Consider the following 9,457-nt stretch of genomic DNA (forward strand, 5'->3'; position numbering starts at 1 on the left):
CCTTCGGCGGGGCTCAGGGCTCAGGACAGGCTTCGGCGGGGCTCAGGGCTCAGGACAGGCTTCGGCGGGGCTCAGGGCTCAGGACAGGCCTCTCCCCCTTTGGGAGAGGGATTTAGGGTGAGGGCGGCGAGCATTGGGATGCTCCCAATTGAATTTCGTGTCATGGCTCTGCCGCCTGTTAGATTGATTGAATCCACTGGAGGCAGAGCCTCCAAAGGCGCGTGACTTGGCAGAGCTTTCGTCACGAGGAATCAACCCTACAGCAATTGTAGGGTGGGCACTGCCCACCTTATTGTAGGTGGGCAGTGCCCACCCTACTCCTACTTATTCTATCCGGTTAAATCATGACCAGTGGTCTGTTCAATATAGTCCACTACTTTCTGATAATCATCGGGGTTACTTTGGGGATGGATGATAATTCTCATGCCACTATCGGGTAAGAAAAAGGAGAGTTTTCCATTTCCTGGAGCGCAACAAAAAGAACTAATTCGATTCAAATCGATATCGTATTCTTCGCGCTCGTACTGAATTTTCACCCAATGAGAGCCGAGAGAGTATTGTACGGTTTTGTTGATGAAATTTACCACGGTTTGATAAGCTTCGGTATTACTCTGAGGATGAATAACAACAGGAGTGCGACTTTGAGGTAACCAAAAGGCAATTTTTCCGTTTGGCGATCGACAAAAAGCACCGATCCGCGCTAAATCGACGACGTATGTCTCTCTGTCATAAATAAATTTGACCCAATACGTCACAAAACCTCCTCACTCGGCAATTCAATCGCATTTACAGCCCTGTCATCAGTTACGATCGCCCAGGAGTGACAGCAGCAGAAATCTCCGATGAAACCGAGGGTTCTGCATCCTCATCAGACAGAGAAGCTAATGCCGCTTGGATGAAGCCTTTAAACAGGGGGTGCGGGTTACTGGGTCGAGATTGAAACTCGGGATGGAATTGGGTGGCAATGAAAAAGGGATGAGAGGGGAGTTCGATAATTTCCACCAGTCGTCCATCGGGGGAAGTTCCACTCACCACATATCCGGTTTCAATAAAGAGGTTGCGATACGCATTATTGAACTCATAGCGATGGCGATGGCGTTCGTAAATCACCTCTTTTTGATAAACCGAGGCCGCAAGGGTATCAGGAATTAAGCGACAGGGATATAATCCCAACCTCATGGTGCCGCCCAAATCGACCACATCTAGCTGTTCAGGAAGGAGGTTGATAATCGGGTTGTTGGTATCAGGGTCGAATTCGGCACTGTTGGCATCTTCCAATTTGGCAACGTGACGCGCCCATTCGATCGCCGCGCACTGCATTCCTAAACATAATCCCAGGAAGGGAATCCGCTGTTCCCGGGCATATTGAATCGCCAATATTTTTCCATCTACCCCGCGAATCCCAAACCCGCCCGGGACTAAGACTCCTTGCACGTTTTTGAGAAATTTTTCAGCGCCGTAGGCTTCAATATCTTCAGAGTTGACCCAACTGAGATTAACATCTGCCTCATAGGCGATCGCCGCGTGTTTAATCGCTTCAATAACGGAGAGGTAGGCATCACTGAGGCGAACATATTTCCCGACAATGGCAATATTGATGGGTTTTCCACCGCCATACAACCGTTCGACTAGGGTTTGCCACTGACTGAGATCCGGTTGGCGGGGGTCGAGTTGCAGTAAATCCAGGGCTTGCTGGGCCAATCCTTCCCGTTCTAAAATCAGAGGAACTTCATAAATGCTGCTGGCATCTTGCGCCGTAATCACGCAGTGAGCCGGTACGTCACAGAACTCTGACATTTTTTCCTTGAGTCCCGATGGCAGAGGGCGATCGCATCGACAGACTAAAATATCCGGCTGGATCCCAATCGATCTAAGTTCCTTCACCGAGTGCTGGGTGGGCTTCGTCTTCATCTCTCCAGCCGCAGCAATCCAAGGCACAAGGGTGACATGAATGTACAAAACATTATTGCGCCCGACTTCCTTGCGAAACTGCCGAATCGCTTCTAAAAAGGGTTGGGATTCGATATCCCCAACAGTCCCGCCAATCTCCGTAATCACCACATCAGGATTGGTATTTTTAGCCACCCGTTTGATGCGTTCTTTGATTTCATTCGTAATATGGGGAATCACCTGAACGGTTCCCCCCTGATAATCCCCACGCCGTTCTTTATTCAAAACTGCCTGATAAATCGAACCTTGGGTAACGCTATTAAGACAAGACATAGACGTATCAGTGAAGCGTTCATAATGTCCTAAGTCTAAATCGGTTTCAGCGCCATCCTCAGTCACAAAGACCTCTCCATGCTGAAAAGGACTCATGGTACCGGGATCAACATTAATATAAGGGTCCAACTTCAAAATGGAGACAGAATAATCCCGGGACTTGAGCAAACGTCCTAGACTCGCGGCGACAATCCCTTTTCCGATACTGGAAACGACCCCACCCGTGACAAACACAAACTTACTCATAAAATTTACCCAACGCTGTGATCTACGCGCCTATATCCTGGGTTCATTGTGCCACATTTTACTGCATGAGTACCCTCGATCCTCGTCCTAAAACCCCGAATCCTAACGGGGAACGGGAGAATGCCCGATTTTCAGTTCGGGTGATCAGACAACCCTTGAACTGCGGATGTCGGATGGGTAATGCCCAGATTCTTCTACAGTGAGGATTTAGACCTAGCCCTGTCAAGGTGGTAAATTTAATGACGAAAAATCCTTTTTTCATGTAGGGGTTTGGTCTCCAAACCCTCTGATCTGATGTAGGGGTTTGGTCTCCAAACCCTCTTGAGGCTACAAATAGGGAGCATCCCTCACCCTAAATCCCTCTCCCAAAGAGGGAGAAGCCTGTCCTGAGCCCTGAGCCCCGCCGAAGCCTGTCCTGAGCCCTGAGCCCCGCCGAAGGGGGTCGAAGCCTGTCCTGAGCCCTGAGCCAGTCGAAGGGTCGAAGGGGGGGTCGAAGGGGACTTTGAATCTGGCTCCCATTCTCCCAAAAAGGGAGAATGGGGCTGGTGGGGGATGAGGGCAGACTGTCCAAACATCGGATGCACCCTACAAATACACCTTGACAAGGCTAGGATTTAGACCCCCTCATTAAACTGGCAAGATTGAGGGCAAATGTTACGCTGGCACAACCGGGGTTCAACCCAAGGACTCTGGGTGCTAGGGTGCTAGGGAATGATGGGAACAAGTTTCGGGAGAGAATCCCCCTAGGATGGCTCCTTCTGTGGATTATCCGCATTATTAAGATTGGCGATGGGTTTGAGCAAAGAAAACAGCAAATGAAAAAGTCTAGCAATCGACCGAAACTCTTACCACTGGCAATATTTGGGGTTCTGACGGTGTTTCCGGTATTCGGGACCCTTGGGGGGACTGTATCCGGGGGTACAGCGCCAGGAACCCTCTCTGCTTTGATTCCCGGTGTTGATGGGGTCCCGATCGCCCAGGAAACTGAGGAACCTCGGGAATTACCCCTGATTGATCCGAATGCTGAGGACCCTGTTGATGTCGCACCCCAGGACTGGGTTGATTTTGAACCCCCAAACCCGGTTAATTCTGAATCCGAGGATCTCAAGTTTGAACAAGTCATGCAAGGGGCCGTTGCTAAAAATTTGAGCCGTCGCCCCCTAAGTGAGATTATCTCGACGGTGGCGGAACAATTAATCGGCACCCCTTACGTTGCTGGTTTATTAGATCAATCCTCCGATGAAACCTTGGTCATTTCCCTCGCCGGGTTTGACTGTGTATTATTCATAGAAAGTGTCCTGGCGATCGCCCGAGGAATTGCGGTGCGGGATTACACCTACCAAGGGTTTAGCGATCGCATTGAAGAACAACGCTATCGCGATGGTAAACTCACCGACTATTGCAGTCGTCTCCACTATTTCTCAGACTGGATTTATGATAATAGCAAACGCGGTCTCGTCGAAAATATCACTCCATCCCTTGGCGGAATTCCTCTGAATAAAACCTTGAATTTTATGACAGAGCATCGTCAAAGTTATCCCCAACTCACCGATGATGTGAATTACGACTGCATTCGTAAAGTAGAAGCCAATCTCAAGGAAGTTTCTCTAACCTATATTCCCCAAGACCAAATTTCTACCCTCTACGATCGCCTGCAACCGGGCGACATCATCGCCACCGCTACAGATATCGAAGGACTCGATGTCACCCATACTGGATTTGTTTATCAATCCAAAGATGGCAAAATGGGATTTATTCATGCGTCTCCCAGTGGTCAAGTCACGGTTTCCCCTGATTTACAATCTTATGTCCAAGCCGTGGAAGGTCAAATTGGCATTATTGTCGCCCGTCCCCTAGATACCCGTCCTCAAGTCCCGGATACATTACCTTCTTTTTAACCCATTAAATGGGAAAATGACCGGAGAAATTCGGTTAATTTCCCCCTTTAAGGCTTGCTGAATTCGAGCTAGATTTTACTGACACCCATGCGAAACATTTTTCTGTCCACGGCCATTGTATCTATTATGCTCACCACTCCTGCTGCTGCCCAACAACCGCTTTTTGTGGCCTATCCCCCCCCGGAACATAAAACGACTTCGGACCGGATTTTCTTGATTGGGAGTGCTGCACCGTCGGCGGAAGTTTTAGTCAATGGACAACGCATTGAACGCAGTCCGGCTGGACATTTTGCTCCAACTTTTCCCTTAGAATTGGGGGAAAATATTTTCACTCTAACCCATCAAGACCAACAACTCCAAATTAAGGTAACCCGAGAGTCTAGTTCGCCTCCAGTTCCCGAAGGTATGGCTTTTGTGGAGAGTTCTCTAACGCCGACGGTTGATATTGCTAGAATGCCGGGAGAGTTGATTTGTTTTGGGGCGATCGCCCCACCGAATGCTACGGTTTCCGTGCAAGTGGGCGATCGCACGATTCCCTTGATGCTGAATCGTGAATCGGTTTCTCTACCTTCTAATTTAGCGGTATTAACGGGAACAACTGACCCCAATATTTCCCGAGAAGCGGGTAATTTTGAAGGCTGTACTACTGCACCGCAAAATCCCACTAATTGGGGTCAACCGCGTTATCAATTGTCCATGAATGGACAAACCCAAACCCAAATGGCAGCGGGTAATATTGAGATTGTTTCCCCCAGTCAAATTACAGTGGCTGAAGTGACGGCAGATGCAGCAGTGGCCCGCACCGGACCCAGTACCAATCATTCCCGTCTCACACCGTTGCCGAAGGGGACTCGCGCTGCCGTGACAGGACGGGAGGGCGAATGGATTCGGTTAGATTACGGGGCCTGGATTAAAGCGGAGGAAGCGCAAATTGTGTCGGCTGGTATTCCCCCGCGATCGGCGATTCGGGGGGTGCGATCGCGACAGATTCCCGGATGGACCGAAGTGCTCTTTCCCCTGCAAACCGCTGTACCCGTTACAGTCACCCAGGGCGATCGCAACTTTGTTCTCACACTGCATAACACTGTTGCCCAAACTGATACCATCGCCTTCAACGACGATCGCTTAGTCGAACGCATGGATTGGCGACCTACTGGAAATGACCAAGTAGAATATACTTTTCATTTTAAACCCTCACATCAATGGGGATACAAGTTACGCTATGAAGGCACAACTCTGATTCTCTCCCTGCGTCATCCCCCCACCGTCACCGGCAGTCGCAATCAACCCCTAGCTGGGATGAGAATTCTCCTCGATCCGGGACATGGCAGCAGCGAGGACCTCGGTGCTCGCGGACCCACAGGTTATCCCGAAAAAGATGTCACCTTGATTGTCTCCAAACTCCTGCGAGATGAGCTCCAACAGCGCGGCGCTACAGTCTTAATGACCCGAGAAGGAGATGACGATTTATGGCCACACGATCGCGTTGAACAAATCGAACGAGACGAACCCGACCTCGCCCTCAGCGTCCATTATAATGCCTTACCGGACTTTGGCGATGCCATCAATACATCGGGAATTGGGATGTTTTGGTATAATCCCCAAGCTCATGATTTATCGGTATTTTTGCATAACTATTTAGTGCAGAAATTAAACCGCCCGTCCTATGGCGTGTTTTGGAACAATTTAGCCTTAACTCGTCCCACGGTTACTCCATCAATTTTACTAGAACTCGGGTTTATGATTAATCCGGTTGAGTTTGAGTGGATTATGGATGAAAAGGAACAGAAAAAGTTAGCCAAAACTCTGGCTGATGGGATTGTAGATTGGTTCGCGACAACTCGTTAAAGTCTCATTTCCCCCTACTCATAGGACCAGAAACCGGGTTTCTACGACAATTGTTGTTTCATGGCCTAAGTTAATGAAAGAAACCCGGTTTCTCAACCCCTACCCTAGGACCAGAAACCGGGTTTCTACGACAATTGTCGTTTCATGGCCTAATACCAATTTCATTAATATTGGCTACAGACTTGATATTAGGTTCAGCATCAGTCCTCATGTTTTATATTTATAATTAAGCTTAAACAAGCATTTAAGCATTTGTAATGGGTCATGGAGGTAGCCGCTTGTATGGACTTTGTGGAGATTAGACGATCGAAAGAATTGAGCGATCGGGCTGTAGAGTTGGCGATCGCTAATCAGGAGACTGAAGCGAGTGCAGTTTTTGCCGAGGCAACTACAGTTACTCGCTCTATTCGTAAAATGTCCAGTCGAGCCATTGCGCTGTGCGAGTTAGCAACAGCATTTCACCGAGCCAACCGTCATGATCAAGCACAGGCGCTGTTTGCCGAAATCCCCCAAATAGCTCAGTCCCTTTGGCCTGCTTCCAGTCGAGAAAACGTTCTGAGCGAGCTAGTGGCAGCGCTGGCGCAAGCCGGACAGTTTACCGAAGCTGCCTCGGTTGCGGCTTCTCTGGCGGGGGAACGCGAGTCCATCAAGGCGCTCAGGAGTTTGGCGACTGCCTTGACTCAAGCCGGAAACTTTGAGGAAGCGGCAAATGTGATTCGTTCGATTTCCAATGGGAGCGAGCGAGTCCTTACGTTTTTAGAGTTGGCCGTGGCATTGGAGAGCCGCGATCGCGCAGATGAAGCCAGCGCTATGTTCGCCGAAGCCTCCACGGTGGCTGGTTCTTTGGAGTATAGGTCGGTTTACTCTCTACTTCAGGTGGTGAAAAGCCTGGAGCAAGTTAACCGACCCAGGGAAGCGGATACCATTCTCACAGAAGCGAAAACGATCGCCTATTCTCTTTACAACGAGCGGCGAGAGAATAGTCTGAACCAACTGGCAACGGCACTCACACAAGCTGGACGGTTTTCTGAAGCCATAGAAGCCGCTCGCTCCATGCGGTATCCGAGTTGGCCCGAAAAGGCACTCTGTGAAATCGTCTCCGCGCTGGCTCGTTCTGGAGAGTTCTCTGAGGCCACTGCATTAGCCTACTCGATCCGCGTTGATGGTTATCGAGCCGAAGCGCTAAATCACTTGGGTGCAGCACTCAAGTTAGCCAATCGTGATGCCGAAGCTAGTACGATTCTCTCACAGGCGGAAGAAACGATGCAAGCCGCACTAAAAGCCAGGGCACAGGCGCTGGCTGAGGAGTTGGATTGAATGCGATCGCGAGTATCCTCAATCCTGCAATCGCGATCGTTCTGACATCTTACCCCGTCACCTCGTTTCTGCGACAATTGTTGTTTGATTGCCTAACTTAATGGTTTCTCAACCCCCTCCCCAAGACTAGAAACTATGGAAACTGCTCTAGTTGCATCAAGATAACCCCTAAAGGGGTTACTACGAACGAGCGAATTTCATTTAAAATAATCCAGTCAACCTATCTTAAAATTAAGTCCATGAACCTTCCTCGGGTGAGAGCGCCAGAATTCCCTTCCCATCAACCTTGGTTAAATTGCGATCGCCCATTATCCCTAAGCCAATTAAAAGGCCGAATTGTCCTGCTTGATTTTTGGACTTATTGCTGTATTAACTGTCTGCATATTTTACCGGATTTAAAATACTTAGAGCAAAAATATCCTGAACATCTCACCGTTATCGGCGTTCATTCAGCTAAATTCGAGAACGAAAAGGAAACGGAAAACATTCGGCAAGCGATTCTCCGATATGATATCGAACATCCGGTTATCGTAGACTCTAATTTTGAAATTTGGCAACAGTATGCAGTGCGCGCATGGCCGACTTTAATTTTAATTGACCCTCTGGGATATGTGGTGAGAATGGTTTCTGGAGAAGGGAAACGGGGGGAATTAGATGAGGTGATCGCCCAGTTAATCGCCCAGCAGCAAGCTCAGGGTTCCATCTCAATTCCCAATATCAAACCTGTCCTAGAAAAACAGAAAAATCCCTTAATTACCCCCTTAGCCTTTCCGGGAAAAGTCCTCGCCGATGCCGCCAGCCGTCGCCTATTTATTGCCGACTCCGGACATCATCGCATCATTGTCACCACCCTCGATGGCACCGTACAATCCATCATCGGCAACGGGACCCCTGGATTCACCGATGGGTCTTTCTCCGAAGTCCAGTTTTTTGGACCCCAAGGCATGACTTGGGATGGTAACTCCCAGCGTCTCTATGTGGCGGATACGGAAAACCATGCCATCCGCCAAATCGATTTCACCACAGAACAGGTGCAAACCCTCGCCGGAACTGGTGAACAAAATCGCACCCTGGGTCCTCAAAGAGGTCACGGGTTAGAGACTCCTTTAAATTCCCCCTGGGATTTAGAACTGGTTGGCGGGGAAGTATTATTGATGGCAATGGCCGGGTCCCACCAAATTTGGGCGCTGGATTTGATGGATGGTACAGTGGGGACCTACTGTGGCATCGGTGCAGAAGCTGGAATTGATGGAGAACTCGACGAGGCGGCATTTGCTCAACCCAGCGGCATTACCACCGATGATGAGGAACTGTTTGTGGCAGATAGTGAAATTAGTTCCATTCGCGCAGTCGGGTTAGGGGAGTCACCCAGGGTCCGCACCCTCTGCGGCAGTGGGGATTTGTTTGGATTTGGCGATCGCGATGGGACCGCAGAAGAGGCCCTATTGCAACATTGTCTCGGCATCGATTATGCCGAGGGATTGCTGTGGGTTGCAGATACCTACAACCATAAAATTAAAACCGTCAATCCCAAAACGGGAGAGTGTAAAACGGTTCTAGGAGATGGAACCCCGGGATTATTAGACGGGAAAAACACCGCCACCCGCTTGAGTGAACCGGGGGGTTTGAGTATTGCTACAGGTATCCTTTATATTGCCGATACCAATAATCATCGCATCCGACGGGTAGCCTTAGATACCCTCACCGTGACTACCCTAGAGTTGACTGGATTATGTGCACCGTTTGTTTTTGTACCCGAGAATTCAGCTAAAATCTGCTAACTTTAACACCAGAGAAACACGGTAGGGCTGGTAGCCTCGTGTCTTCAGACCGAGGTGGAAAGCCCACACGAGCGGTTTTAACCGCCTACACTGTAGTCCAACCATGATGAGGGTCGTTAATGTAGCGCCCTATCGTATTTTCCG

The 9,457-nt window shown here is 49.4% G+C and carries 6 protein-coding genes; 4 read left to right on the top strand and 2 right to left on the bottom strand.

What is annotated here, in order from left to right; genetic code table 11:
- Positions 1-329: 329 nt before the first annotated feature.
- Complete coding sequence (locus tag J0895_RS23715) at positions 330-755, bottom strand: hypothetical protein (RefSeq protein WP_207090453.1); 426 nt, start codon at positions 753-755, stop codon at positions 330-332.
- Between the two features lie 49 nt (positions 756-804).
- A complete protein-coding gene (locus J0895_RS23720; protein WP_207090454.1) occupies positions 805-2,469 on the bottom strand; it encodes a CTP synthase in 1,665 nt (554 codons plus the stop codon).
- 815 nt (positions 2,470-3,284) lie between these two features.
- Between J0895_RS23720 and J0895_RS23725 the strand changes: the two genes are divergently transcribed.
- The 4 genes from J0895_RS23725 to J0895_RS23740 all read left to right on the top strand — a co-directional run bounded on the left by J0895_RS23725 (position 3,285) and on the right by J0895_RS23740 (position 9,313).
- A complete protein-coding gene (locus J0895_RS23725) occupies positions 3,285-4,367 on the top strand; it encodes an N-acetylmuramoyl-L-alanine amidase-like domain-containing protein (RefSeq protein WP_207090455.1) in 1,083 nt (360 codons plus the stop codon).
- Positions 4,368-4,454: 87 nt separating this feature from the next.
- Entirely contained in the window at positions 4,455-6,215 is a 1,761-nt protein-coding gene (locus tag J0895_RS23730; RefSeq protein ID WP_207090456.1) for an N-acetylmuramoyl-L-alanine amidase family protein, read from the top strand.
- 264 nt (positions 6,216-6,479) lie between these two features.
- Positions 6,480-7,532, top strand: coding sequence for a hypothetical protein (locus J0895_RS23735; RefSeq protein WP_207090457.1), 1,053 nt, complete (start codon positions 6,480-6,482; stop codon positions 7,530-7,532).
- A 239-nt stretch (positions 7,533-7,771) separates the two neighbouring features.
- On the top strand, positions 7,772-9,313 hold the full coding sequence (locus J0895_RS23740; RefSeq protein WP_207090458.1) for a thioredoxin-like domain-containing protein: 1,542 nt from the start codon (positions 7,772-7,774) through the stop codon (positions 9,311-9,313).
- The last annotated feature ends 144 nt before the right edge of the window (positions 9,314-9,457 follow it).

This window comes from Phormidium pseudopriestleyi FRX01, assembly GCF_017313335.1.
GTDB lineage: Bacteria > Cyanobacteriota > Cyanobacteriia > Cyanobacteriales > Laspinemataceae > Laspinema > Laspinema pseudopriestleyi.

Excerpts from the sequence above, each read along its gene's own strand:
- J0895_RS23720 (WP_207090454.1), bottom strand. The coding sequence starts at position 2,469 with ATGAGTAAGTTTGTGTTTGTCACGGGTGGGGTCGTTTCCAGTATCGGA.
- J0895_RS23725 (WP_207090455.1), top strand. The coding sequence starts at position 3,285 with ATGAAAAAGTCTAGCAATCGACCGAAACTCTTACCACTGGCAATATTT.
- J0895_RS23730 (WP_207090456.1), top strand. The coding sequence starts at position 4,455 with ATGCGAAACATTTTTCTGTCCACGGCCATTGTATCTATTATGCTCACC.
- J0895_RS23735 (WP_207090457.1), top strand. The coding sequence starts at position 6,480 with ATGGAGGTAGCCGCTTGTATGGACTTTGTGGAGATTAGACGATCGAAA.
- J0895_RS23740 (WP_207090458.1), top strand. The coding sequence starts at position 7,772 with ATGAACCTTCCTCGGGTGAGAGCGCCAGAATTCCCTTCCCATCAACCT.